20 protein-coding genes and 6 pseudogenes are annotated in these 24590 nt (G+C 67.4%); 19 read left to right on the plus strand and 7 right to left on the minus strand.

The window, feature by feature from the left end:
• Nucleotides 1-660: 660 nt before the first annotated feature.
• Nucleotides 661-1224: a cysteine hydrolase family protein gene (locus tag ACZ4VF_RS19850; RefSeq protein ID WP_467927391.1), complete on the plus strand. Its 564-nt coding sequence runs from the start codon at nt 661-663 to the stop codon at nt 1222-1224.
• A gap of 602 nt (nt 1225-1826) precedes the next feature.
• On the opposite strand, the gene ACZ4VF_RS19855 is transcribed toward ACZ4VF_RS19850, so the two are convergent.
• Nucleotides 1827-2522 carry a flavin reductase family protein gene (locus ACZ4VF_RS19855; RefSeq protein ID WP_467927392.1) on the minus strand — a complete coding sequence of 232 codons (696 nt, stop codon included), beginning with the start codon at nt 2520-2522 and terminating at the stop codon, nt 1827-1829.
• A 71-nt stretch (nt 2523-2593) separates the two neighbouring features.
• On the opposite strand from ACZ4VF_RS19855, the pseudogene ACZ4VF_RS19860 reads away from it, so the two are divergent.
• From ACZ4VF_RS19860 to ACZ4VF_RS19920, 13 genes and pseudogenes are all read left to right on the plus strand, one after another.
• A pseudogene (locus tag ACZ4VF_RS19860) lies at nt 2594-2811 on the plus strand (ArsR/SmtB family transcription factor); the annotation flags it as partial.
• Between the two features lie 69 nt (nt 2812-2880).
• Nucleotides 2881-3710 (plus strand): IS5 family transposase gene (locus ACZ4VF_RS19865; RefSeq protein ID WP_467927393.1). Its coding sequence is split into 2 segments (ribosomal slippage): nt 2881-3211 and nt 3211-3710, totalling 831 coding nucleotides; the frame shifts between segments, so codons are not numbered across the junction.
• Between the two features lie 738 nt (nt 3711-4448).
• Complete coding sequence (locus tag ACZ4VF_RS19870) at nt 4449-5057, plus strand: hypothetical protein (RefSeq protein ID WP_467927395.1); 609 nt, start codon at nt 4449-4451, stop codon at nt 5055-5057.
• A gap of 10 nt (nt 5058-5067) precedes the next feature.
• Nucleotides 5068-6159 (plus strand): hypothetical protein, encoded by a 1092-nt coding sequence (locus ACZ4VF_RS19875; RefSeq protein ID WP_467927396.1) that lies wholly within the window; start codon nt 5068-5070, stop codon nt 6157-6159.
• Nucleotides 6160-6188: 29 nt separating this feature from the next.
• Nucleotides 6189-7208, plus strand: a complete 1020-nt coding sequence (locus ACZ4VF_RS19880; RefSeq protein ID WP_467927397.1) for a prenyltransferase/squalene oxidase repeat-containing protein — start codon at nt 6189-6191, stop codon at nt 7206-7208.
• Between the two features lie 250 nt (nt 7209-7458).
• Nucleotides 7459-7794 (plus strand): hypothetical protein, encoded by a 336-nt coding sequence (locus tag ACZ4VF_RS19885; RefSeq protein ID WP_467927399.1) that lies wholly within the window; start codon nt 7459-7461, stop codon nt 7792-7794.
• Nucleotides 7795-7916: 122 nt separating this feature from the next.
• Nucleotides 7917-8284: pseudogene (locus ACZ4VF_RS19890) on the plus strand (plasmid transfer protein); the annotation flags it as partial.
• A 242-nt stretch (nt 8285-8526) separates the two neighbouring features.
• Nucleotides 8527-9208, plus strand: a pseudogene (locus tag ACZ4VF_RS19895) (DUF2637 domain-containing protein).
• 37 nt (nt 9209-9245) lie between these two features.
• On the plus strand, nt 9246-9410 hold the full coding sequence (locus ACZ4VF_RS19900; protein ID WP_467927401.1) for a mobile element transfer protein: 165 nt from the start codon (nt 9246-9248) through the stop codon (nt 9408-9410).
• Nucleotides 9411-9422: 12 nt separating this feature from the next.
• On the plus strand, nt 9423-9578 hold the full coding sequence (locus ACZ4VF_RS19905; RefSeq protein ID WP_467927402.1) for a hypothetical protein: 156 nt from the start codon (nt 9423-9425) through the stop codon (nt 9576-9578).
• Nucleotides 9579-9718: 140 nt separating this feature from the next.
• Nucleotides 9719-10135 (plus strand): annotated as a pseudogene (locus ACZ4VF_RS19910) (transposase); the annotation flags it as partial.
• A gap of 19 nt (nt 10136-10154) precedes the next feature.
• Nucleotides 10155-10637: pseudogene (locus ACZ4VF_RS19915) on the plus strand (transcriptional regulator); the annotation flags it as partial.
• A gap of 1353 nt (nt 10638-11990) precedes the next feature.
• Nucleotides 11991-12395 (plus strand): hypothetical protein, encoded by a 405-nt coding sequence (locus ACZ4VF_RS19920; RefSeq protein ID WP_467927404.1) that lies wholly within the window; start codon nt 11991-11993, stop codon nt 12393-12395.
• On the opposite strand, the gene ACZ4VF_RS19925 is transcribed toward ACZ4VF_RS19920, so the two are convergent.
• Nucleotides 12392-12871 carry a hypothetical protein gene (locus ACZ4VF_RS19925; RefSeq protein WP_467927406.1) on the minus strand — a complete coding sequence of 160 codons (480 nt, stop codon included), beginning with the start codon at nt 12869-12871 and terminating at the stop codon, nt 12392-12394. The two genes, ACZ4VF_RS19920 and ACZ4VF_RS19925, sit on opposite strands and share 4 nt — an antisense overlap.
• Nucleotides 12872-13394: 523 nt before the next feature.
• Between ACZ4VF_RS19925 and ACZ4VF_RS19930 the strand changes: the two genes are divergently transcribed.
• The 3 genes from ACZ4VF_RS19930 to ACZ4VF_RS19940 all read left to right on the plus strand — a co-directional run bounded on the left by ACZ4VF_RS19930 (nt 13395) and on the right by ACZ4VF_RS19940 (nt 15866).
• Nucleotides 13395-13586, plus strand: coding sequence for a hypothetical protein (locus ACZ4VF_RS19930; RefSeq protein ID WP_467927408.1), 192 nt, complete (start codon nt 13395-13397; stop codon nt 13584-13586).
• 1231 nt (nt 13587-14817) lie between these two features.
• The gene (locus tag ACZ4VF_RS19935) at nt 14818-15255 is read left to right on the plus strand and encodes a hypothetical protein (RefSeq protein WP_467927409.1); all 438 of its coding nucleotides are present in this window, start codon (nt 14818-14820) and stop codon (nt 15253-15255) included.
• Nucleotides 15256-15431: 176 nt separating this feature from the next.
• Nucleotides 15432-15866, plus strand: coding sequence for a response regulator (locus tag ACZ4VF_RS19940; protein ID WP_467927411.1), 435 nt, complete (start codon nt 15432-15434; stop codon nt 15864-15866).
• A gap of 314 nt (nt 15867-16180) precedes the next feature.
• Here ACZ4VF_RS19940 and ACZ4VF_RS19945 read toward each other — a convergent pair whose 3' ends face one another.
• The 5 genes and pseudogenes from ACZ4VF_RS19945 to ACZ4VF_RS19965 all read right to left on the minus strand — a co-directional run bounded on the left by ACZ4VF_RS19945 (nt 16181) and on the right by ACZ4VF_RS19965 (nt 22809).
• A complete protein-coding gene (locus tag ACZ4VF_RS19945) occupies nt 16181-16438 on the minus strand; it encodes a GNAT family N-acetyltransferase (protein WP_467927973.1) in 258 nt (85 codons plus the stop codon).
• A 70-nt stretch (nt 16439-16508) separates the two neighbouring features.
• Nucleotides 16509-16913, minus strand: a pseudogene (locus ACZ4VF_RS19950) (ATP-binding protein); the annotation flags it as partial.
• A 1263-nt stretch (nt 16914-18176) separates the two neighbouring features.
• A complete protein-coding gene (tkt, locus tag ACZ4VF_RS19955; RefSeq protein WP_467927412.1) occupies nt 18177-20414 on the minus strand; it encodes a transketolase in 2238 nt (745 codons plus the stop codon).
• Nucleotides 20415-20512: 98 nt separating this feature from the next.
• A complete protein-coding gene (locus tag ACZ4VF_RS19960) occupies nt 20513-21178 on the minus strand; it encodes an HAD family hydrolase (RefSeq protein ID WP_467927413.1) in 666 nt (221 codons plus the stop codon).
• Nucleotides 21179-22074: 896 nt separating this feature from the next.
• Nucleotides 22075-22809, minus strand: a complete 735-nt coding sequence (locus ACZ4VF_RS19965; RefSeq protein WP_467927415.1) for a helix-turn-helix domain-containing protein — start codon at nt 22807-22809, stop codon at nt 22075-22077.
• Between the two features lie 225 nt (nt 22810-23034).
• Here ACZ4VF_RS19965 and ACZ4VF_RS19970 point away from each other — a divergent pair, with 225 nt between their 5' ends.
• A complete protein-coding gene (locus tag ACZ4VF_RS19970; RefSeq protein WP_467927416.1) occupies nt 23035-23700 on the plus strand; it encodes a DUF4097 family beta strand repeat-containing protein in 666 nt (221 codons plus the stop codon).
• 61 nt (nt 23701-23761) lie between these two features.
• Complete coding sequence (locus tag ACZ4VF_RS19975) at nt 23762-24583, plus strand: alpha/beta fold hydrolase (RefSeq protein ID WP_467927418.1); 822 nt, start codon at nt 23762-23764, stop codon at nt 24581-24583.
• Nucleotides 24584-24590: the final 7 nt, after the last annotated feature.

Here is a 24590-nt window from a genome sequence, read left to right on the forward strand (position 1 = left end):
GACCTGCTGAGGTGCTGGACCGGCACCTGCCACACCTGCGGCCGACCCCTCACCACCAGCAGGACCAGACCCAGAACCTAACGAAGCACTACTAGCGGGGGTCCACCGGATCTCCCTACGACGCGATGGTGACCTGGGGGACCAATCCGCAGCAGGAAGAGCCCGACGAGCCGGAGGGCCCAGCCAACCTCCGGGGCAACCCGATCAGCCGGAAGACCTTGGCGCCGGCACCATCCTCGAGAACGGCCTCACCAGCTGGGAACGCAGCCCAGCCGCCGAGCCGGCAGCCCCCCGGCTGAGGTCGGCCGACACCTCCCGACGCCAGCAGACAGCGAGTCCGGCACAGCAGGTGCCCTCCCCCGCTGTCGCTCGGCTGCGTGCCGCGGCCGGACGCAACCGCGCTGGACGGCAAGTTGGTCGTATGGGACGCCGCCGGACGGATCGCGTTCGAGCGGCTGCAGGGGGCTCGCCCTACGCGGCGCCGGCGCGGTGGCTTCGTGACTGACTTGCGACACCGTTTGTCACCGAGTTCTGCAGCCTTGGTGATCGCACGGCAAGTCGTGGAGGCACTGAGGCACGACGCTGCGAAAATCTCCCGAAACCTTCACGGCAGTTCGGTTCGTCCACCAGACTCGTCCTAGCGGAGAAGGGACGGCACGCATGGCAAACAGCGCACTTCTGGTAATGGACGTCCAACGGGACGTCGTGGCCATCGCCGACGACGGTTCCGGATATCTGCCGCGCTTGCGAAGGGCGATCGACGGTGCCCGGGCTGCAGGCATCACCGTGATCTACGTGGTGCTCGGGTTACGGCCAGGTGATCCAGAAGTCAGCCCGCGCAACAAGGTGATGACTAACGCCGTGCGGGCCGGTCTGTTCACCGAGGGAGCCCCTGGCACCGAGATTCATGACGACGTCGCGCCCCAGCAAGGCGACGTCGTGGTCACCAAAAGGCGCGGAAGCGCGTTCTCGGGCAGCGACCTCGACTTGGTACTCAGGGCTCGCGGCATCGACAGTCTCGTTCTCACCGGCATCGCCACCAGCGCTGTGGTGCTGTCCACTCTGTGGCACGCCATCGACCTGGACTTCGGCCTCACCGTCCTGGCGGACGCCTGCCTCGACACCGACCCCGAGGTGCACCGGATGCTCACCGAAAAGCTGCTCCCCCAGTGGGCCGATGTCCTCGCCGTCGAGGACTGGCTCAAAGCCATCACACCGCAATAACGGAAGGCCGCCCGTACCCTCACAGGTTCGGCAAGCCGCATCTGGCAGCAGCGCAGCAATGGTCATCGTCCGTCGGGGGATTGCGCGGAGGGCGGGAGCGCCAGGTCGAGAAGGGCTTTGAGGGTTCGGAGGTCGAGGCCGCTGTAGAGGTGGAGGGAACGTCGTAGAAGGTTTCCGACGTCCTTAGGGTCGAGTTCGAAACGCACACGAGTGTCCAGGCGGCCACACCGGACCCCGCGCGTCCCCGCTCGTGCCCGTTGCCGGCGCGACCGCACTAAGGACCACCCGCCTCGCACCCGTACCCCTCGCGGTCGGGTGCGGGCCAGGCCGTCCGGCCTGCGCACCACCGCCACTCACACGAACCCGAGCGAGGGAGCCGCCCCGCCATGCAGTCCGACGACAAGCCCATCAACGGTCAGTACAACCCGAACTTCTGGCTACATCTCGCCGAACCTGACCGAGCGCACCAACCGGTTCGACGAGTACTCCACGCACGAGCTTGGCATTCAGCCCGAGGCGTACGACCTCAAGCAGGACGTCGACGTCACCCCGCTGCGTGAGTAGCACCTGGCCGTCGCCGGCTTCGGCCAGGCCGCCTGATCTCAGTTGGACGCTGTGTCGGCGAGTGCAGGCGCTGCGACAGGTCCCTCGAAGTTGCGGGGTGTCTGGGTGCGGTAGGAGTGGCCGAGTTCCGGGCCGAGTCCGAAGTAGTGGCGGAAGTTGTAAATGAGGGGGCTCCAGGCGGCCGGGTCGATGTGGTCGGTGCCCGGAACGACGATGCGAGAGTCGGCGTGCACCCTGCACAGGACGGCCTCGATGATGACGAAATCCCCGGAGACGTCCGCCTGCACCCGCTTGGCGCGGGCCTCCAGTTGGATCGGGCATCCGGCGACGCGAGGCGGCCGGACCAGATGGGACGGTTCGCTGGTCATGCCGGCTGCGGCGAACTTGTCGGGCTCGAAGCGGCAGCCCTTGGGCTTGGTCGTGGGCACTGGATTCCGGCCGGTCAGTGGCGCCAGCCGCTCCACCGCCGGCCACTGGGCAGGGGATGGCAGGCTGATGACCAGGTCGGGGCGGCTGCCGAGGTTGTAGGCGGTCTGCCCTTCACGGCCCAGTCCGAGCACAACCGTCCGCCCGAGGGCCCATGCGGAGGATATCGGGGCCAGATTGAACGAGCCGTCCTGATTCTCTGTCGACAGGAGCACCACTGGCGTCCCGAAGTACAGGATGCTCGGCTCGATCTCCAGATGGGTGGCGACTGTCTGTGCGGGCAGGGTGCTGGGAGGTGCCGTATTCATGGCCAGCAGCCTAGGGTCCGGTTGTTTCGGTGGGGGCCGAAGTGTAACCGGGGACAACGGATCGCATGGACATGCAGCGCGCACATGTAGCCGTCCTGACCTGGCTACTGTGGCGAAGCTTCTGGCCGACGGTACGCGGGCAGGCTTCTGTGTGGCCCTCGTCGACGGCCCGGCTTGGACAGCGACGGAATTGGCACGTCATGCGGGGGTGGCGCCGTCAACCACGCCTGAGCACTTGCACGCGCTCGTCCACGGAAACCTGCTGACCGAGGAACGGCAGGGCCACCACGGCTAGAGCGTGTCTCTTTGATGGGTTGGTCGGTTGATCGAATGTGTCCGATTAGTGATCACTGATGCGATGTGGGACCGGATCGGGCCGCTGATGCCGGCGGATCCGGTCCGGGGACGGCGGTGGGCGGATCACCGCCGTACGCTCGAGGCCATCGCGTGGAAGTACCGCACCGACTCGCCCTGGCGGGACCTTCCCGAGGAGCTCGGCTCGTTCCAGACCGCTCACAAGCGGCTGATCAGGTGGGCCGTCGACGGCACGTGGGAGAAGATCTTCGCCGCCGTCCTCGCCGCAGCGGATGCCGTGGACGACATCGGCTGGACCGTGTCGGTCGACTCGACCGTCGTCCGGGCCCACCAGCACGCCGCCGGAGCACTCAAAAGGGGGCCGCAGGCCGAAACGAGCCGGCCGATCACGCACTCGGACGCTCCCGCGGTGGGCTGAGCACAAAGATTCACCTGGTTGCAGACGGTCATGCACGGCCCCTGGCTCTGGCCGTCACTGCGGGGCAGGCCGGTGACGCGCCCGCCTTCGAGACGGTCATGGCCCGCATCCGGGTGCCGAGGTCCGGCCCCGGTCGGCCTCGGACCCGCCCCACCATGGTCCTGGCGGACCGCGCGTACTCATCCCGCGCGATCCGCGGCCACCTGCGTCGCCGACAGATCCGCGCGGTCATCCCGCAGCCGTCGGACCAAGTCGGCCACCGTCTTCGGCGGGGCCGCCAAGGTGGCCGCCCGCCCGGCTTCGATGCCGATGCCTACAAGCAGCGCAACACCGTCGAGCGGTGCATCAACCGCCTCAAGCAGTGGCGCGGCCTGGCCACACGATGCGCCAAACTCGCCATCGCCTACCAGGCCGCACTCCACCTCGCCGCCATCCTCATCTGGGCACGACGCTGACAAAAGAGAAAGAACCTAGGGCTGTTGGGCATCTCGCCTGCACTGATAGTCCGCAGACGTCCGCGGTTGTTCGCCGGTGCTCGTGCGCGTTGTCACGCAGTTAGACGCCATTTCATGCGGTGAGGCGGCGGTGGTAAGGAGGGCACCCATCTGCTGCCCCTTCGACGAGCTCTCCGCGGACGCAGGGCTCTGCCCGGACATGCCTTTGGCCGGCCTCGGCTACAACCACAGCAGCTATCGACGCCTGTTGCGTAAGCGTGGGATCCCCGTGATCGTCGAGTGCGGCCAACCCGTGGCACCGGCCTGGGCGCCTTCTACGCAGGACACCGCTTGCGGCAATGGCCGCGCATCTCCAGGTAAGGCCCTCACGCCGAAGCACAAGCGCGGCATCCGCCGCGCCGACTGGCCGTCGTCGTGTCACCCGCCGCCCGTCTCGTGACGGGGCCGTACGGGTGCTATTCCTGCCTGTCCTTGATTTCGCGTTTACACCTTCACACAGGCAAGGTACAAGTGAGGCATACCGGACTTTCACGGTAAGCGGGCGCCAGTGCGAGGAAAGGAGACTGCTGTGTCATGGATCAGCGGGCAATGCCAAGGTGACCGTCGGTACGAGTGTACTTACGCGGCCTGGGACAATTGGAGCACTCAGTGGTGCCGTGACTCGGACTGGCCCTGCTCCAATGTTGACGACGGCGGATACCTCGTCGGTGCAGTCGACCACAACGCACAGTCGAGCGGATGGTGAACAGCATGTCTGAATATGAGGAACTCGACCCGCGTACCCGCCGCGCCTATCAAGATCTGCTTCGAGATCTGCCTCCGATGGCCAACCCCCCTCTTGTCACCGAGGCAGATCTTCGAGAGATCGTCAAGATCAAGCCAATCCTTGGGCACCTGCAATTTCCCCTCAATAGCGCAGGACAGATGCTGAACCAACTGGGCGGCCCGACAGCAACCTTCAATGTGGACGGTGTCCAGGTCTCACCGGCGCGCATGATCAAGTATCTCCCGGGTTCATTCTTTCCCGTGTCCTCGATGGAAAGCCTCGTGGAAAAGCTGGCCGGGGTAATGCGCGAGAACCGGAAGCAGGTGGACACTGTGCAGGAACTCAAGCATCTACGCACGGAGCTTCCTCAGATCCAGTACCCGGTGCAGAACCGGGATGAACTCGCGCAAAAGATCGGGCCGAACAAAGTCATCCGAGTCATGGGGCGCAATCACCGTGTAGTGGATTCGGTGAGCGCCGTCACCGACGACATGTTTCCCATCACGTCCCAGAGCGACCTGGAACGGAAGATCGCATACCTCATGCGAAATCGCCCCCTTATCCGCCCGCACGGAGCGTAATGGAGTAGTCGTGCAGGGGTCGGCACAGCCGTTGAAAATCGAGGAAGACATCAGCGAGTGGCCGGTCGCGATGTTGCTGGATGAACTCTGGCTTCGTGGTCGTCGCGCACTGGTTCGGACGCTCGAACGCGAGGGCATGTGGCCTAGCCGAGAACAGCAGCAGGCCTATCGCTATCAGCAACGAGACCTGGGGCGAAGCCTTTGCCGTGAGGTAGTGGAGCCGTCCCTGGGGCCGAATTATCGGGAACTGCTCCACGGAGACACAGTATGGGGTCCCGCCAACGTTTCCGTGCGCCGCAGGCTGCCTTATGTTTTGGCATTCGGCCAGGGTGTGACCACGACCGTCCGCCGTCTTGTGCTGGGCGACCGCCTGTCTGAGGAGGTCGGTAAGGCAAGTGCTCTTTTCAATCTCGGTGTCTCACTCTTCGACCTCACCCATGACGGCTTCCCTGATGTGGCGACTCGCCTTGGCGAGCTTCTGACGCCTGAGAGTGTGGCTGAGGCTGCGACGGGCGCCGCCGACGTCGTCCTGGCCGAGTCGCAGCGAGTCGAGGAAGCGCCGGAGGTGACACTTCTCCTGGCTATTGTCACGGACTTCTTCCGCAGAGTTTCCTTGCTCGAAGCCAGAAAGAACCGACGCAGCGAGCTGGTCGAAGCAGTTGTCAACGCGCACAGGGTCGAACTCGAGTCGGCTCGTTGCCCAACTTCATCCTCGTCGGCCAAGTTCCTCTCGGTGGAGTCGTCGAAAGCGCCGTTCCGGGTGCTTGGATGCCTGGCTGCACTGGACTTGGGTGACGCCGATGCCAAACTCATTCGCGACCTCTGCGATCGGCTCGGCGCACTGTTCGCAATCGTGGACGACCTTAGCGACCTGGTTGTCGACATGCAGGACGGTGCGCTCAACAGCGTGCTGCTTTCAGCTGCCTCGGCGGAGATCCGTACGGATCGGTCAATTGTCGAAGGGCTACTCGACTCTGACGGCATCCAACGGGCTTCGGCTGAGGCTGTATCAATTCTGCGTGAGCTCGCATCATTCCCTCGGGCAAGTGAATGCGGACTTGCTGCATTCCTCTGCCATAGCATCCGGGCGTGGATTGAATGAGGACGGTTTCTTATACTTCTCGGCAAGCCTTGTCCAGTTCCATCTCCCGGGCTATTGGTCATCTCTGTGGCAAGATCGATGCAGACGGCCTGTGGCGGGACTTCCGGACGTTGGCAGGAACGAGTTCCGATTGGGTGACCGGCTATGTCTGCTGCGCCCTTTCTGAATTGCAGGAGGTGTCACCACATACCAGCCTGGCCACTCGACGACTCGTCGCCAGGCAGCGTCCCGACGGTGGTTGGTCGTACAACACGGCCGTGCCGTGTGACGCGGACAGCACAGCGTGGGCTGTGACTGCCCTGACCACCATGCCGCGCTGGCGCCCATCGGCCCTCCTGCGAGCGGCGACATACCTGACTCGGCATCAAGATCGCCAAACCGGAGGCATCAGCACATACGACAGCGCCGACGGCATCGAGCGTTTCATCGGCGCCGAGCCCGAGCTGGTGACGGGTTGGACGCAGCCTCACCTGTGTGTTACTGCAAGCACGGTTACCGCTCTCGCCGCGCTTCGTGGCCCGGACGACAACGCTGTGAGGCGAGGTGCCTCGTATGTGAGGAACGCTCGTGACGATGACGGCCTGTGGCGCAGCTATTGGTGGCCGGGCATCACGTATCCCACCTACATCGCACTCAAAGCGCTCGCTTCTGCCCGCAGAATGGACGCTGGACTCATGCGCAGCGCTCGCGATGCCATTTGCGAGCGAGCGGAAGCCAATGGAGCCTGGAGCAGCTGTCCTGAGGTCGGCCCCTCTGCCTTCGCCACGGCACTCGCACTGCGCACTCTGCTTCTCGGGGGGGCTGCCCAAGACGAACCCTCGGCGTGGGCAGTGCGGCATCTGCTCGACATGCAACTCGACGACGGTTCATGGCCAGCAGAGCCCATCCTCCGGATTCCTGCGCCGAATGTGGTGACCCCCCACAAGCAGGGCCAGTGGCTTAAGGATGCCCTGGGCACTGGCGTTCTCGTAAGCGACTTCAACCAAGTCTTCGGTACGGCGACAGTTGTGAACGCCTTGACTCGGTACCGAGATTTGACCGTTCAGTGACTGTGCACCGTCTTCCGGTTGCGCCGCACAACGGACGCGCAGATGTCAGGCGATGTGCGCGGCAGCGCACCAGCCAGGGCCGGTGTCATGGAGTCGAAGACAGTCGCTACGCCCGCGAACAGTTGGAGACAGTCCCCTCATGACCGCTCAGCGTGAAACCCGTAGGGTGAGCAACACTCTCTTCCACGCCGTATACGACTCGCCCGCCTCGCTGCCAGGCCGATACCAGTGGGTTACGAGGGGAGCGGACGTGCGCGAAGTGGAACAGCTTCTTGGCATGGACGCCGGTACGATCGGGGCACCGCTCTGGGTGAGTGGCGACTCCCGAGCGTGCGCATCATGCGGTCGGGTACCCAGCTGGCTCGACATCGTCTCGTCGGCACTCGCCGGCACACACGAGCGCAAGATGATCGCGGAAGTGATCCTCGGCGAACACAAGTACGTGAACACCGAAGCCCCTCAGGCCATCGCCGGGCTGCTGTGTCATGGCTGTGGTGAAGCGATCACGGATCTGCGCAGCTTCAAGTGCCATAACTGGGCCTATGCCTTCGAAGACCTCCAGACCGTGCTGGACCGGATCCGCTGAGAGCTCCTGAGGGAACGGTCCCCCCCTGGTTGGTTGATCCAAGGCTGACTTCGGTGTCGAGAGGTCGACCGCAGCCCCTGGGTTTGCGATCTGGACCAGATTCTGTGTCCGGGCCGCCTGCACAGCGCTTCGGCTCCGAACTCGGCAAGGGCATCACCATGCTCCGCGCCCAGCTCACCGGCCGCACCGCCCACTGCGTCAACGACGAATCAGCGCCAATATGGCCTTCGGCGACATCACCCCGGACGCCGTCCTGGCCGCCATCCAGATCCCCGCCGAGATGCGCGGAATCGCCATCGTCGGTGACTCGACCGGCGGCTGGCACCGCATCCGCGCCCCGCACACCTCGCTCCGGCAGGCTGCCAACATCTGCAACCGGCATGCCGACCACACCCCGGAACTGCCCGAACTGGCCCCGTTCCGCCCTGCGCTGACCGGCAGCCCCGCTGCACCAATGCCGCTGTCCAAGACAGCCTCCGTAACGGCCTGACTTTCCCCTCCACGGTCGGCGCGACCGCCTTCGCGCGAAGTCCCTACCCCCCATGCCTGATGAAGGGAGAACGACCGCCATGTGCCCCGACTGCGAGGACTTCGCCCGCACCGTGCTCCTGCTCGGCCAACTCGCCCTCTACGCCGACATGAACGGCGCTGACCTCGACTTCGTCGAAGCCGTCAGCCCGTCGCTGGCCGCCTCGCTCCCTGAGCCACCGACACCGCCGCCGAGGGTTCCTGATGGCCACGCGCCCCGGCCTGCGCGTCGACGCTGTCCTGGTCCAGGCCGTGATTGCCGGTGCCCTGTCTTTCGCCCATCTGCACGACCTGGCCGCCGCTGCCGGACAGGACAGCTGGATGGCCTGGGCCTACCCGGTCAGCGTCGACCTGCTCATGGTCGTCGCCTGGCGACGGCTCCGCAGCGAGGGACCGTCCCGGCTCGCCTGGTCGTGGTTCCTCATCGCCCTGTTCGCCTCGCTCGGCGCCAACGTCGCCACCGCCGGATTCCTCGACCTGGCCCACCCACCCGCCCTGCTCCGCCTTGGCATCGTCGGATGGCCCGCGCTCGCCTTCCTCGGCGGCACCCTGCTCGCCCATTCCGCCAAGCACCAGCACCAGGCGCAGCCGGAACCGCCGGCATCCGAGCCCGAGCCCGACACCGCCCCATCGGGGAGCGGTCCAGGAGCCCGACCCAGAGCGCCCGGCTCCCGAAGCCGACGAGCCCCCAACCCCGCAACCCGATGAGCCGCCGGCCCTTCCGGCCCCGGCCCCCGCGGTTCCCCCCGTCCTCGTCGACCACGCCCGCAAGGTCGCCGACGAGTACCGCATCCGCACCGGCTCCCCGATCGACACCAGCACCCTCCGCGCCCGCCTCGGCGTCCCGCCCCACCTGGCCGACGCCATCGCCGCCCACCTGGCCTGACCAGGAAGGAGAACCAGCCCGCGACAACTTCCACTCCGTGATCCGCATCGGCCCGGTACAGATCGGCACCCACCGCGACCGCAACGGCCACACCAAACACGCCGCCGTGTGCAGCTCCGACGGCTGCGGCTGGCCCGCCGACTACACCAGCCAGACCGCCGCCCAGCTCGCCGCCCGCACCCACCGCTGCCGCCTCCGCTAGGAGGCAACCGCCATGCAGGTCCCGCTCTGGCTCGCGCTCATCGCCGTCGGCTACCTCGGCGTCAAGCTCATCCGCCCGCCCGCCTGGCTCATCGCCGTGCTGCTCCTCGGCGGATTCCTCCTCGGCGACAGCGTCCTCGCTCCCGCGATCAACAGCCTCATCAAGTAACCACCCGAAGGGAGATCACCGATGCTCCGCCCGAAGATCCCCACCATGCCCACACCGACAGTTCTCAGCACCCCGCCCGCCGTCGTCGAGCCGACCACCCTCACCCCGAGCGCGCCCCGCCCCCACCGGCCACCCCGGCGCCTGCAGCGCCTGCCGTCACTGCGGGGCAGGCCGGTGACGCGCCCGCCTTCGAGACGGTCATGGCCCGCATCCGGGTGCCGAGGCCCGGCCCCGGTCGGCCCCGGACCCGCCCCACCATGGTCCTGGCGGACCGCGCGTACTCATCCCGCGCGATCCGCGGCCACCCGCGTCGCCGACAGATCCGCGCGGTCATCCCGCAGCCGTCGGACCAAGTCGGCCACCGTCATCGGCGGGGCCGCCAAGGTGGCCGCCCGCCCGGCTTCGATGCCGATGCCTACAAGCAGCGCAACACCGTCGAGCGGTGCATCAACCGCCTCAAGCAGTGGCGCGGCCTGGCCACACGATGCGACAAACTCGCCATCGCCTACCAGGCCGCACTCCACCTCGCCGCCATCCTCATCTGGGCACGACGCTGACAAAAGAGAAAGAACCTAGGTGCGTCTGGCCGGTCCACCCGTCGCCGAGCTGGTCGAGAGCCTCGCCGCGATGGCGCCCGAGCGTTCTCTGACGCCGCGTTCCCTGACGGCGGCTGGCCGCTGACAGGCCCTCGTCCACGCCGGCACCTGTTACGACCACCTCGCCGGAACCGTCGGGGTCGTCATCACCGATGCGATGCTCGAACGAGGACTACTGAACCTGAAGCGCACGGACTCGAACTTACCAGGACCGGAGCGACCTGGCTCGAAGACCTCGGCATCACTGTCCCGACCGGCACCCGCCGACTGTCGGTACGGTCATACCCGGACTGGACCGAACGCCGCCGTCACCTGGTCGGCGCCGTGGGTGCCGCCCTGTGCCGTCACGCGTTCGACACGGGCTGGATCACTGCCGTCGGTACCACGCGTGCAGTCAGTCAAACCCCTCGGTCGACAGGCACTCCGCTGCCATCTCGGCTTGTCCGATGAACTCCTCTCGTAGAAATGAGTAGTTCTGAGAGACCGTGGCCGCCCACCGGAGGGTGTCCGGTTTGCCCCTGACCTTCGTTCTCGCAACCTCTCGCGAAACGGTTTTCGCACAATGACTCTCGCGACAGGTTCGGCGACGTGCCAGAGCCCGCTGCTTCGACGGGCTGCGGTCGTGTGCCACCCGCCGCTTCCGCCCCGCCCGTTGACCAGACAGGCCGCGCGGCCGCATGGGGCCCCCGCCGACACCAGCACGACGTGACGCTGTTGGCACAGTCAGCCCGATCTTGTGGCGAGCACGGGCTCGCCACAAGATCGTGAGGCTGCGAGGGTGCGCTGTGTGGTTACCGATGCGGCGTGGGCGCGGATCCGGGGGAACCTGCGCTTCGGGCAGGTCTTGCGAGGCACTGTGGTGAAGGTGCCCCGACCTGGAGCAATCGGGATCTTCGTAGACATCGGATGGCGTCGGGGGCTTCGTCGACGTTCTTCTGTTGCCGGAACAGGCAGAACAGTGGCCCACCGAAGGCACCATCGCTGACTTCGAGGTTTGGTGGGCAGACAGCCGTCAGCAGATCCGGCTGAAACCGTCCGATCGGCACTACTTGCGGGAGGACTTCGCGGACTTCATTGCCCGTGTCAGACCCAGCTGGCCAGCCGACATCGGCCAGCCCGTTCGCGAGAGCAGGCCGGTCACTGCAGAGGAGCTTGCTTCGCTACTCGATCGAGGCGAGCCCGAACTCGGGTTGCACATTTCGCGGCCCTCTTGCCGGCTCGGCACCGCCACCCCGGTACTCGAGCGCGACGTCTACGGCGTCGGCACCATGACCCGTACTTCAACACTATTCGAGTCGCCGGATTCTTGCAGACCGAGGCCCTGCTGGGCCGGGATTCACAGGCGATCGGCACCCACGAGGCATCCGTCCACCGGTGGGTGAACCAGGCGCCAGCGCAGTTCCAGGCCGACCTTCGCGCTTGGGCGTCCGTGCTCCATGGCAAGGGTAAACAGCCCTCACCAGCCATGCTTGGAACATGATCCGCGGCTGCATGCCACACGTCGTGGCCATACGTCCCTCTTGGGATCACCTCACGTCATTCAGCGAAGTCACCGAGAAAGAGGTGAAGACGGCCGCCGTCGAATACTCGTACTTCATCTGACTGCGGTCTCTTCAGGGCCCTGCAACGTGAGCGCCGGATCTTTCGTGATCCGGCCTGGAACATGCACCTCACCGCGCCCGTCAGGGCCCCCGGCCCATCCCGGCGAACCGTCTCAGGGGTCTCTTGGATCAGGTCCCCGGCATCGAGGACAAGTTCGCTCTCGTCCTGATGGCCGTTTATGCCATCCGTCCCACGCTAGTCGTCGAGATACGGCTTGACGACCTCAACCGCTCCACTGGACGTCTGCGGATCCGTAGGCCGAACCGGCTCGACAACGAGGTCTACTTGGACGACTTCGCGCTGCGGCTTTGTCAAGGACTGGCTGATCGAGCGCCACCGGCGGTGGCCGCTGAGTAGCAACTCGCTCCTGATTGTCAGCCCCATCGCCGCCCTGCACGTCGACCGGCCCTCACCCGGCCCCTGTAACCTCAAAGCGCTCCGCGACCGGATCGACATCAACCCCACCCAACTACGGCAGGACCGGTTCCTCGACGAGGCTCGAGAAACGGCCGACCCGATCCGGCTGATGCGGCTGTTCGGGGTCGCCTCTCACACCGCGATCCACTACGTCCGCACGGCCTACCCCGAGCGCTTCACCATTGATCCCACCCAGGCCTAGCAGGTGCTGGAGATCCAGTCCTCGTTATTGCGGTGACGGTCCAGACCCACGGCCTCGAACTCGTCCTCGCCCGAACTCCTTCGTGCACCGAGCCGTCGCAGGGCCTGGGAAATGGGGCTGACTGCTCGCGAGAACCGCTTCTTCGTCGGCTCGTCCAGCGGCCCAAGTTCCAGTGCACCGTCAGCCCAGACGGCCGCCCGTTGTTCGCCGACTCCTCCGAAGTATTCGGCCTCCACATAGGCGATTGGCCCTGCGGCGGACCACTGAGCCAGCAGCGTGCCAAAGCCCCCTGGCAGCCGCCAGAACCCCAGGTCTCCTTCGTCGCTGCCGTCCGTGACGGCGTCGAAAACCTCATCAGTCATCGGCATCAGCGACAGGCCCTGACGAAGAGGCACCACCTGGGATCCAGGAACCTCCAGCGACGCGACCCGCAGCACCTCGTCGCCCGCGATGACCGCCTGCAATTCGTAACCCACCCCGAGTCCTCCCCAACCGATGGGGACCCAATCCTGCCTGACACGTCGCCCATAAACCCACGTGCCATCCCAGAACCCACATCCCACCAGCGGGATCCTGCCATGGGAACCCTCAGATTCTGCGAACCGCTGGTTTCGGAATTCGACCGGCGCGCTTGTCCTGAAAGACTGGTCACCCGGCCGCAGTTATGCGAGCGCGGACTGAGCTCGGCGGGCGCGGTCCGGTCGCGGCACTGCGCTGTATGGCGTGCGCCTACCGGCCTGACCAGTCGTGCATCCCCCCACCCGTGCCTGGCTCCACGGCGTGGAGCTCGCCCGGCCAGGCAGGTGCCGACGTTCGCGCACACAGACCGGGACGGGGCCCGCCCAGGCGGCCGCAGCACCGGCAAAGGCCGACCGCCCGCTCCCTCACCCTTTCGAGATCGGGAAACCAGCCCAGACCTCATCCCCGGCAGTTGGCACCGCGGCGGGTCCGGTGTCGAGAGACGTCGGCCGGCACGAGCAGACGCACGATGCTCTGCACATGCAGGAGGAAGCGGGGGCTGCGGTGGCGTTGGTGCGGGAGGCGGTCACGGCGAAGGGCCTGCGTGAGATGGTCGCCCCGGTCCTGGCCTCGGTTGGCCGACAGGAGTCCATGTCGGAACGGCCTCGGAGCCTTGGCCAACCGAATGCGGCGGGGCGGCTTGCGAAGATGCTGCTCGGCGTCACCGCGTGAGCTGCAATCCCCCATCATTTTGCAGCCCGACATCAGTTGGGTGGGAGCCAGCCCCGGCCAGAGCAGGAGCGGCAGTCCCGCCAATGGTCGCTCTCAAAAACCTCCCCCCTGCCTCTGCAGTGCCGGCATCGCGCCCACCCATCACTGCGGTACCGCTCCACGTCTTCCGATCTGCGTCTCGCCCTCGACAGGCTTCCCACCACAGAAACCACTATGAGCACAATGCCAGCAGAGTGAAGAAGGCTACCACTTGAAGCACTATCGGGCGATTGGGAAATCATCCCTCCCGTGAAGAACAACAAGACGCCTAAGAGTCCCATTTACTCCCCAGAGTCGAATCCGGTTCGCATCCTTGCTCGTAGAGCCTCGACACTCAGCGATATTCATGTGTTCACCCCTTTCGGGAAGGCTTCGCGGAATCTCTCCCGTCTCGGCCCTTCGTATGCAACGGTCGCCTTCACGGCTGGAGCGGTTCGCGTTTCTCCATCGTGGCCCGGCGCACGGACCGGGGCAAGGGCCATGACCACGACAAGCTACCGAACCGCTGTCACTACAGAGATTTCCACGTCTTGATCTGAGCCTCGAACACTCCGAACCGCAGAGGGACGGGGACGCTCGTCCTGGACGACCTCGAGGCGCTGCTGGAACAGCAGCCGAACGTACAGCTCACCATCGGGGCAGCGCATACGCCTTCCTACGTCTGTCCCTGACTGAGGCACGCCCGCTCCGGCACTACCTCGGCGTGATTACCGCCTTCACGGAGCAGTGCGCTGCGCCGGGCGACCTTGCCGCCACTCAAGACAGCCGATGCGCGCCACCATCGTCTCCCCTCTGACGCTGGGCGCGCGGTGGAGTCCATCGTGGCCACGGCCGAAATTTCTTCAGCGTTCCGGGGAGCTCCCGCCAGGAGTCCGGCAGGAGGCACTGGACCGATGACCGAACACGCATGGCTGGTCCGGCCGAACGGTAACCGGACTCGGGCCGTGTCACGCTGATCAGGAAAGAGGCTCGGATCCTAGTCCGGGCTCGTGTTCCCGGGCCCGGACCGGCCGCGTGACAGCCGGACGGTGTGCGTGACAGCCCCTGGGCGTGACAGTCGCCTTCCGTAATCGCCACGGGTGCTCTTTAACAACTGATTTTGGCCGTTTTCCAATGGGTGTGCACGGAAGCGCCTGACGTGTCTGCATCACGCTGCGACAATAGATCTGCTACCAGTGATCAATAGGGGATTATGTACTGGGCCCACGCCGCTGGTTACGGCGCTTTGGGCGGCTTACTGATAGAAGCCGTCACTACCTTTGGCCGCCTGATCGACTGGCAGGAAGCGCGGCGGCGCGCCCGTCTGGCTGGACGCCGCAAACTGCCGACGATCACCAGGTTCATGGATCCGATCGCGGACGGCTTGGTCGCCGTGAGCCGGGTTCTTCTCGGCGCGGCCGTCGGCTGGGCCCTCCAGAGCCACGTCGTTGGCGCCGGCGCCGCCATCGCGGCAGGGGCCTCCGCTCCCGCCCTCCTTAGACAGCTCGCGACCAGTCACAAGATTCGCGACACGATCGCGGGGCGTTCCGCGAAGGCCGAGAACGCTGATTTCGCCGCGGCGCTCATGGGTGCCGTACCAACCTCGGCAGGGCAGCAATCCGAGCGTCGGACAGAGGAGAAGACGTCATGAGCCGGCTGGCCGACCGCCTGTGGCGCCCGCTGCGACGACTCAGCAGGCCACCTTAGCCGAGCGAACGTTACTGGCGCGGGCAACCGCTCGGACGCCGCTACCTCGCATCGCTGCTGGACTTCCCCCTGCCCCGGCCGGCCTTGCACACAACGGTGGTCGCACCGCGCTCCCCCAAGGTGGAAGCGCATGAGGCCCGACCGGTCACGGGCGTCGCCATCGTCAGCGTGCTCCTGATCCGTGCAGGACTCACCGCGCTGATGAATGCCATGCAGAGCGGTCTGCGAGTGGTCGCTGACGTCGATGAACCGGCAGACCTCCCCGACCCCTCTCTGTACGATCTCTTGATCCTCGACCTGGACAGGCTCGACCATCCCTTTGAGGTCATCGAGCAACTCTCTTCGGAGGTGAGGATCATCGCTCTATCCGGTTCCCTGGAGTCGGACGACGCGGCCGATGCGCTCCGGGCCGGAGCCCTCGGTTACATGACCAAACACGATCCGCCGGATGAGTTCCTCTCCGCGGTGGAAGCCGTCAGGTCCGGCCAGCTCGTTACCTCGAGAACACTGCCGTACTCCGCCAGCAGAGCAGCGAGCCACTCCGCGTCGACGTGACCGCCCTCTTGGTGGCCCAGCACGTGCGGATAATGGCGCGGTTCGGGTGAACTCCTTCCGCTCCGTCCGCGCGAGGGCCTCCAGAACCTTGCTGCGGCGCGGGGTCGGCTGCTGCTCGTCATCGCGTGCCGGCGCGGGTGGCTTCGTCAGTCGCTAGGAACAGCGATTGTCGACCGGTTTCGGAGGCTGACGGCTGTGTATGAGAAGTGACGGCATGGTCGCATCTGGGACGTGTGACGGCGGGCAGTCCTCACCGGGATGGGGTTGGTCGGCGAGGGGGTCGTGTCCGCGCTGTGGCCGGGAAGGACGAATGCCTATGGCGTCATGTCACGCAGGTCAGGGCGGTTCCTGGGCAGCCCGAAGCCCGCCCTCTGCTTCTCCTCGTAGGACAGGAAGCCAAGGCTCCGGTAGAACGCGTGATTGCGCTTGCCTTCCGGTGACGACTCGTGGTTCGTGCAGAGGAGGAGGAAGCGGCAGTGCGAGTATCGCTGCATGAGGTGCTCGACCAGAGCCCGGCCGACGCCTTGTCGGTGATGCGCTGGGTCGACCACGACGTTCTGGACGTAGCAGATCTGTTCGTCGTCGGAGACAGTCGGGCCAGTCCGAGGAGCGTTCCTGAACCGTCTCGTGCGGTGATAACACGGGTTGTTCGATTCGTGCTCGGGTGCTGACGAGCCGGTAGGAGTCCGTGCCGGTCTCGATGATGGTGCCGTTGAAGGTCAGGCAGTCGACGATGGCCGCGCAGAGTCGAGGGTCGGTGAAGGTCTTGGTTCAGCCGCCGAAGGACTCATTGATGGCGATGGCGACGCTGTTCTTCTCCTCGCGTTCGGTCAGGACCTGGAAGGGGAGTTCGGCGCCGTGCCGGTCGAGTTTCATGTAGCCGAGTTCGTCGATGCAGAGGAGATCGACGCGGCTGTAGCGGGCGATCGTCTTGTTCAGCTGTTTCTCGTCGGCGGCCTCGACCAGCTCGTTGACCAGCTTCGTGGCGAACGTGTAGTGGACGCGGTAGCCCCTCATGGCAGCTTGGGTGCCCAGGGCGATGGGCACCCACGGTTTGGGGTCCGGTGAAGGGCCGCGGGTCGGCGGGGAAGAGGCCCGCGTGGGCGCAGCACTCGGCGATCGCGTGGGAGCCGTAGATGTACGCGGTGAGGACCTCCTCGGGAGGCGTACCGGTGCACGGGCCCCCGCCCGGGTGCAGGTCCCAGCCCTCGACGACACCGTCCCGCACGAGGCTGCCCTGGTTGCCGCTCTTGGGATTGGCGTACATGCCGTAGCAGACGGTGCCGGCGGAGAGCAGGGCCTGTACGCCCGGCATCTGCGGCCCATGCCCCCAGGGCTGGGTGACGACACAACCGCCCGGTACGGTCGTCACCCCGACGATGCACAGGCTGTCGTCCGAGTCGACGCCGTACGCGTCGTCCAGCAACTCGGCGAGCAGCCCGGCGTCCGGCGGCACCGCTGCCAGGCGCCGTACGGCCTCCTGCGCGTCGATGCCGGCCACGCAGGCCACTCCCATGCCGTCGTAGCAGCCGACGTCGGCCAGGGCCGCGATGCGCCGCCGGCCTTCCCGCACCGCTGCGGACTCCGTATCGCTGAGCCCCGGTTCGCTCTCAGGCAGCGGGAACAGGCCCGATGTGGGCCCGGCCAGGCTCAGCCGCCCCGGTGGCCAGCCGGCCAGCACCGGCTGCCACGGCGGCTCCCGCGGCGACGAGGACGCGTGCGATCTCCGGCCGGAGTCCGACCACCGCCTCCCACAGCGCGGTCGTACCGTCTCCAGGGCGTCGACGTCGGCGACGCGCCCGGCCAGCTCTGCGACGACCTCGGGCGAGCCCAACGCCACGGCCCGGTGCAGGGCCGTTCCCCGCACGGCAGCGCCTCCGGATCGGCGCCCTGGTCGAGCCGTCGCCTGATGTCCCGCTGGTCCCGCCAGCCCTCCCAGTCGACGCCGCCCTCCCAGCCGTCCCCCGGTTCCGTCCCCATGTCGCTTCCCGCGCCCCGCCCGACGGCACCCTGCCGCACACTCACCACGCTTGCAGACGGGTCCGACAACGCCACCGCCATCACGGCGTCGCGGCCAGCCATGAACGCCGGCGCCACCCGGCTGCCGCGGGTCGCGCCCTCGCCGAACATCCCGACGCCCGCGATCGCCGACCGCACCGGACGGCACCGGACGGCACCGATGGAGGGTGCCGGGGAGCGCCGCTTCAGCGACCTGTTGCGGGGGTCCGACCGGCTGCGGCGCACGCTCGACACCGGCGGCGACCCGTCGGTGCTGGGCGCCGCGCCTGCCCCGCCGTGGGGGCGGGCGGGTCAGCGATCGCCGGTGGGGGCCTGCAGGGCGCCGGCGCTGTCCGGGCCGGTGGGGGCTAGCGGCGGCGCCTCGGCGGCGGCAAGGCTTTCCCGGGCCGCAGCGACGACCGCGTCCGCGGTGAGCCCGAACTGCTCGTACAGCACGGTGTAGGCCGCGCTGGCGCCGTAGTGGTCAAGGCCGACGATGCGGCCGGCGTCGCCGACGAACTCCCGCCAGCCCATGGACACGCCGGCCTCGACGCTCACCCGGGCGCGCACCGCAGGCGGCAGCACCTGCTTGCGGTAGGCCCGGTCCTGGGCCGCGAACCACTCCCAGCACGGCAGTGACACGACCCTCGTCGGGATGCCGTCGGCCTCCAGCGTCTCCCGGGCGGCGACGGCGATCTGCACCTCGCTTCCGGTGCCCATCAGAATGACCTCCGGACTGCCGCTGGAGGCTTCGGCCAGCACGTAGCCGCCCCGGGCGACGCCCTCGGCCGACGCGAACTGGGTGCGGTCGAAGACGGGCAGGTTCTGCCGGGACAGGGCGAGTCCGGCCGGGCGGTCGTTGTGCTCGAGGATGGTGCGCCAGGCCACCGCAGTCTCGTTGGCGTCGGCCGGGCGGACGAAGTCCAGGCCGGGGATGGCCCGCAGCGCCGCGTAATGCTCGATGGGCTGGTGGGTGGGGCCGTCCTCGCCCAGCCCGATGGAGTCGTGCGTCCACACGTAGGTGACTGGAAGCTGCATGAGCGCGGCCAGCCGCACAGCAGCGCGCATGTAGTCGGAGAAGGTGAGGAACGTGCCGCCGTACACGCGGGTCCCGCCGTGCAGCGCGATGCCGTTCATGATCGCGCCCATGGCGTGCTCACGGACGCCGAAGTGCAGCGTGCGCCCGTACGGGCCGCCCGACCACATCTTGGTCTGCCTGCTCTCGGGCAGGAACGAAGCCTCCCCCTTGACCGCGGTGTTGTTGCTCTCCGCCAGGTCGGCCGAACCACCCCACAGCTCCGGCAGGACCGGGTACAGCGCGGCGAGGACCTCGCCGGAAGCCTTCCGGGTCGCCACGCCCTTCGGATCGGCGTCCCACACCGGCAGGTCGTCCGCCCAACCCTGCGGCAGCCGACGGGTGGACAGCCGCTCGAGCAGCGCGGCACCGTCGGGGTTGCCGGCCCGCCACGCGTCGAAGCGCTGCTGCCACGTCGCGTGCGCCTGCGCGCCGCGCTCGGCGACCCGGCGGGCGTGCTCGAGCACCTCCGGGTCGACCTCGAACGTCTTGTCGGGGTCGAAGCCGAGGATCTCCTTGGTCGCCCGGACCTCGTCCTCGCCCAGCGCGGATCCGTGGGCCGCGCCGGTGTTCTGCTTGTTCGGCGCGGGCCAGCCGATGATCGTGTGCAGCACGATCAGCGACGGGCGGCCGGTCTCGGCCCGGGCAGCGGCCAGCGCGCGGTCGACCGAGGCCAGGTCCTCGCCGTCGTCGACGTGCTGCACGTGCCAGCCGTAAGCCTCGTACCGCTTGCCGACGTCCTCGGTGAACGCGACGTCGGTGTCGTCCTCGATCGAGATCCGGTTGGCGTCGTAGACCAGGACCAGATTGCCCAGCTCCTGGGTGCCCGCCAGCGATGACGCCTCGCCGCTGACGCCCTCCTCCAGGTCGCCGTCGGAGGCGAACGCCCAAACCGTGTGGTCGAAGACGCTCTCGCCCTCGGGGGCGTCGGGGTCCAGCAGACCGCGCTCGCGGCGGGCGGCCATCGCCATGCCGACGGCGTTACCGACGCCCTGGCCGAGCGGGCCGGTCGTCGTCTCCACCCCCGGTGTGTGGTTGACCTCGGGATGGCCCGGGGTCGCAGACCCCCAGGTGCGCAGCGCCTGAAGGTCGGCCAGCTCCAGGCCGTAGCCGGAGAGGAAGAGCTGGATGTACAAGGTGAGGCTCGAGTGCCCCATCGACAGCACGAAGCGGTCGCGGCCGACCCAGTTCGGATCGCCCGGGTCGTGGCGCAGCCACTTCTGGAACAGCAGGTAGGCGGTAGGGGCCATGCTCATCGCGGTGCCCGGGTGGCCGTTGCCGGTCTTCTGTACGGCGTCCATCGCCAGCACACGCACGGTGTCGATCGCGCGGCGGTCGAGGTGGCCCATCCCCTCAGGGAGGGTGGGGTGCGGCTGGAAGGGGTTGCCGGTGGGTGCGTCACTCGCGGCCTCGGCGGGGGCCTCGGCACGGGTGCTCTTCGCCTCGGTGGCGGGGTCTGCCTCATTGGCGGTCATCGGTGCGGTACTCCCTTGGGGGTGGGACGGTAGATGCTTCTCACCGCGGGGCCGGTGTCGGGCCCCGCAAACGGGCGGGCCCTGCAACGGTGGGGGCCTCAGGCGAGTGGGGTGTCGTCCAGTGCCTTCGCGAGGTCGCCGGGGGTGTCATAGAGGGCTATGGCGCCGGCCTTCCGCAGTTCGTCGTCCCCGAAGCCGCCGGAACGGACGACGATCGCCGGCATGCCCGCTCTCTTGGCCGCCTCAACGTCCCACACCGAGTCGCCGACCATCACACTCGACGCGTCGGGCGGGGCTCCCAACTTCTTCAGCGCCACCTGCAGCAGATCCGGCGCCGGCTTGGAGGACTCCACATCGGCGCTGGTGGTCCAGTCGTCGACGATGTCACGGGCGTCCAGCATGTCCAGGAAGACCTCCACGTGACGCTGCTGAGCAGAGCTGGCCAGCACCAGACGGTGACCGCGCTCTTTGACCGCCACGAGGAGATCGCGAGCACCGGGCAACGGCGCCATCTCCTCCAGCAGCTCGTCGACCTCCCTGCCTTGCTGCTCCCTGGCCCGGTCGCCCACCCGGCGCTCCAGTTCTTCGCCACCGACAGCGGTGACCACCTGATCCCCGCCCATCCCGATCAGCCGGTGCAGCCGCCACACCGGATAAATCTCGCCCACCGAGCGCAGTGCCCGATACCAGGCGAGGGCGTGGTGGTAGTTGGAGTCGATGAGTGTCCCGTCGATGTCGAGGACGGCGATGGCGGATGCGGTCACGCTCACCGGCTACCCGCCGGCCCGGCACCCACACGGAGACCGCGGAACCAGCAGTACGGTTACGGCTCCCCGACACTATGTGACCAACCGATCACCGGACAGCCGTCGCCTTACCTGGCTCCTGACACCGCCGCCCGCACGGCTCGCCCCTAGGCGTCGCGGTGCTGGGCGCCCTCGGCACAGGCCTGATGGCAGTGCTTCGGTGGTGGCGGAGGCGACGGCGGGGCCGGGGGCCTAAGTTTCCCCGTTCGGGGCAGCGGGGCGATGGCGGCGGTGCCGTCGGCGCACGCCTATGCCGGAGGACTCCTTCGGCACGCGGCAGGTACGCGAAATGTTCGCTTGGAGTGCGGGAGGTGGCCGTCATCCTCCGCGGTCGGCAGCTGCGGGTGCTGGCCCATGGCGGAAGGGCTAGCAGCACACCGGACAGCCGGGCGCCAGCGGCTGGACCAGGGTGCCGGTGACGCGCAGCAGGTGGGAGCGCCGTTTGTCACGTCGGCCCACGCGGGTGGCGCTTACCGAACGTGGGGCTGAGTGGGGAACTGGAGGGTGCGCCGCGCGGGTCCGGGCGTCCATGCCAGTTCCGTCCAGACCTCCATAAGGGCGCAGACGAAATCAGGCGGGGATCACGCGGCCGGCGTCGAGCTTGGCTGCAGCGGAGTGCTGCAGGGGCTGGCGACCGAGTCGCCGCTGGAGAACGAGACGCCGACATAGTGGACCTTCACCATGTCGCCGACCTTCGCTACGGGCCCGTCCCCCTCCCATAGATTCTTGATCTCAAAGGATCCGCCGGAAACCGTACAAGCGCAGGGCCCGTTCAGCTGCTCCGCCGCACCCCTGATCGCGCGCCCGGCGTAAGAGGGCACGCGGGCCGGCCACCCTTGCCCGCACAACGAGACTCAGTCAGTGTTGTCTGAGGTCGCTTCGGGTTTCGCGTAGAGGATCTCGCGAGCCTGCTCCGCCGCACGGGCCATGCTCTCGCCGACGAAGTCGACGAAGCGCGCGATGTTCTCCAACCGGACGGCCGCCGGGGTGTCGGGGCCGAGGATCCTGACGCCCTGCCGGGCGGTCTCGGCGAGCTGGGCGTGGGATCGGGCGGCGGTGATCATCCCTTGGTACCAGAGCTCGTTGTCGACGACGTAGCGCTCGCGGCGGCGTTCGTCACGTTCCCTGCGGATGAGATCCAGGCTTTCCAGGAACGTCACCGCTTTGGAGATGGACGCCGGGCTGACCTGAAGGCGCTGGGCGAGTTCGGACGCGGTGAGGCTGCCCTCGTCGATGGTGTAGAGGCAGGCCAGCATCCGGGACGCCATCTTGGGCATGCCCTGTTGCATGAAGAGGGTGGTGAACGTCTCCGTGTACGCGCGGACGCCCTCGGCGTCGCGTCCATGGGCCTGCGGGGGTGCGCTCGCGTCCCGGGGCGCGGCCTGCCTGCGGCGGTGGGCGCGCTGTTCGGTGGCGCGGTGAGCCAGGTCGGCACGATAGGAGAGGGGACCGCCGTTGCGCATCACCTCACGCGTGATGGTCGAGGTCGGGCGGTCGAGGCGTCGGGCGATCTCCGCGTAGGCGAGCCCGTCGGCCAACCCCAGCGCGATCTGCTGACGCTCCTGCTGGGTGAGTCTGCCTCCCGGCATTGCGGTCTCCTTACGGAACGTGTCTTGCCGTCACTATAGCGTTCACCCTCAACTCATTGCAATGACCCGGGGACTGGCGTTGCATTAGAAACAGCTCTGTTGCAACGATTTCATGCGCCTGAACTGCTTAAATGCCAACTCAGCGCAACGAGCTAGTTGTCGAACCATAGAAAGCAACGTAGCGTTTCTCATGTCGGAAAGAACGAGCGAGTACAGGAGAACACGATGCATGCCTTCCACACTCCCGCCCCGATCTCCGCCGTCCTGGACATCCCCGCAGGACGCATCCAGTTCATCGCCGCGGACCGCGCCGACACCACCGTCGAGATCCGGCCCGCCGACCCCGCCAAGAGCCGCGACGTACAGACCGCCGAGGAGACCACCGTCGCATACACGGACGGCGTCCTGCGCATCCGCACCCCCGAACCCAAGAACCAGCGCTTCGGCCCCTCCGGGTCCGTGGAGGTCACCGTCCAGCTGCCCGCCGGCTCCCACGTCGAGGCCAAGACCACCGCCTGCGAGCTCCGGGGCGTCGGCCGCCTCGGCGACGTCGTCTTCGACAGCGCGTACCGCCACATCAAGATCGACGAGGCCGCGAGCCTCCGCCTCACCGCGACCGACGGCGACGTCGAGGTCGGCCGGCTTAGCGGCCCCGCGGAGATCAGCACCGAGAGGGGCGACATCCGGATCTCCGAGGCCGTGCGCGGCACGGTCACGCTTCGCACCAAGTCGGGGAACATCTCGGTCACCGCCGCCGCAGGCGTCTCGGCCACCCTGGACGCCGGCACCGGCTACGGCAGCATCAGCAACACCCTCAAGAACGACGGCACCGCCGAACTCGACATCCACGCCACCACCGACCACGGGCACATCACCGCCCACAGCCTCTGAAGAAACAGGACCCAGGACTGCGGTCCACGTACAAGACGCCTCACGCGACCAGGGGGACCACATGACGAAGAACAACACTTCCCCGACCGAATCCCAGTGGACCGGAATGGTGTCGGTCGACGACACGGCCCTGGCCGTCACCGACACCGGTGGCCCCGGTACCCCGGTGGTCTACCTCAACGGCCAGTTCGCCACTCAGGGGTACTGGCGGCGGGTCGTCGCCGACCTGGGCACGGGGTGGCGGCACATCACCTACGACGAGCGGGCCCGCGGCAAGAAGTCGAAGCGCTCGGCGGACTACTCCTTCGAGGCCGCCGTCCGCGATGTCGACGCCGTCCTGGCGGCCCGGGGTGTGGACCAGGCGCTGGTGGTGGGCTGGTCCTACGGAGCCTTCGTCGGTGCGCACTGGGCCGCTCGGAACCCGGACCGCACTCTGGGCGCGGTCCTGGTCGACGGCGCGCAACCGCACGACTGGCTCGACGAGGCCATGGAGCAGCGGATCCGGAAGATGTTCCGGCGGATGGGCTGGTTCCTGCCGCTGCTGCGCCCGACGGGCCTGACCCCGCGGATGAACGCCGACCAGATGGCGAACTGCAACATCGAACTCGGCAAGCTCGCCCGCGAGCGCGAACTGGGCCCTGTACTGGACGACATCACCGTCCCGGTACGGTACGTCCTCGCCTCGGGGACCTCCCTCGGAAGCAAGGGCGACGAGCAGGAGCGCATCCGCGCAAGCCTCGACCAGGTATTCGAGCGCAATCCGCACATCCGGCTCAGCGCGAAGGTCGCCAGCAACCACGACGTGATCCTGAAGAAGGACTTCCGCGCCGTCGCCGAAGCCATACGCGAGGTCGCCGACCTCGGCCGCAGGAGGCGCGCATAGAGGGGCC

It is taken from the genome of Streptomyces sp. NPDC029151 (assembly GCF_055564315.1).

Coding starts and splice junctions, on each gene's coding strand:
- ACZ4VF_RS19850 (WP_467927391.1), top strand. CDS start 661: ATGGCAAACAGCGCACTTCTGGTAATGGACGTCCAACGGGACGTCGTG.
- ACZ4VF_RS19855 (WP_467927392.1), bottom strand. CDS start 2,522: ATGAATACGGCACCTCCCAGCACCCTGCCCGCACAGACAGTCGCCACC.
- ACZ4VF_RS19870 (WP_467927395.1), top strand. CDS start 4,449: ATGGTGAACAGCATGTCTGAATATGAGGAACTCGACCCGCGTACCCGC.
- ACZ4VF_RS19905 (WP_467927402.1), top strand. CDS start 9,423: ATGCAGGTCCCGCTCTGGCTCGCGCTCATCGCCGTCGGCTACCTCGGC.
- ACZ4VF_RS19930 (WP_467927408.1), top strand. CDS start 13,395: ATGCAGGAGGAAGCGGGGGCTGCGGTGGCGTTGGTGCGGGAGGCGGTC.
- ACZ4VF_RS19935 (WP_467927409.1), top strand. CDS start 14,818: ATGTACTGGGCCCACGCCGCTGGTTACGGCGCTTTGGGCGGCTTACTG.
- tkt (WP_467927412.1), bottom strand. CDS start 20,414: ATGACCGCCAATGAGGCAGACCCCGCCACCGAGGCGAAGAGCACCCGT.
- ACZ4VF_RS19965 (WP_467927415.1), bottom strand. CDS start 22,809: ATGCCGGGAGGCAGACTCACCCAGCAGGAGCGTCAGCAGATCGCGCTG.
- ACZ4VF_RS19970 (WP_467927416.1), top strand. CDS start 23,035: ATGCATGCCTTCCACACTCCCGCCCCGATCTCCGCCGTCCTGGACATC.
- ACZ4VF_RS19975 (WP_467927418.1), top strand. CDS start 23,762: ATGACGAAGAACAACACTTCCCCGACCGAATCCCAGTGGACCGGAATG.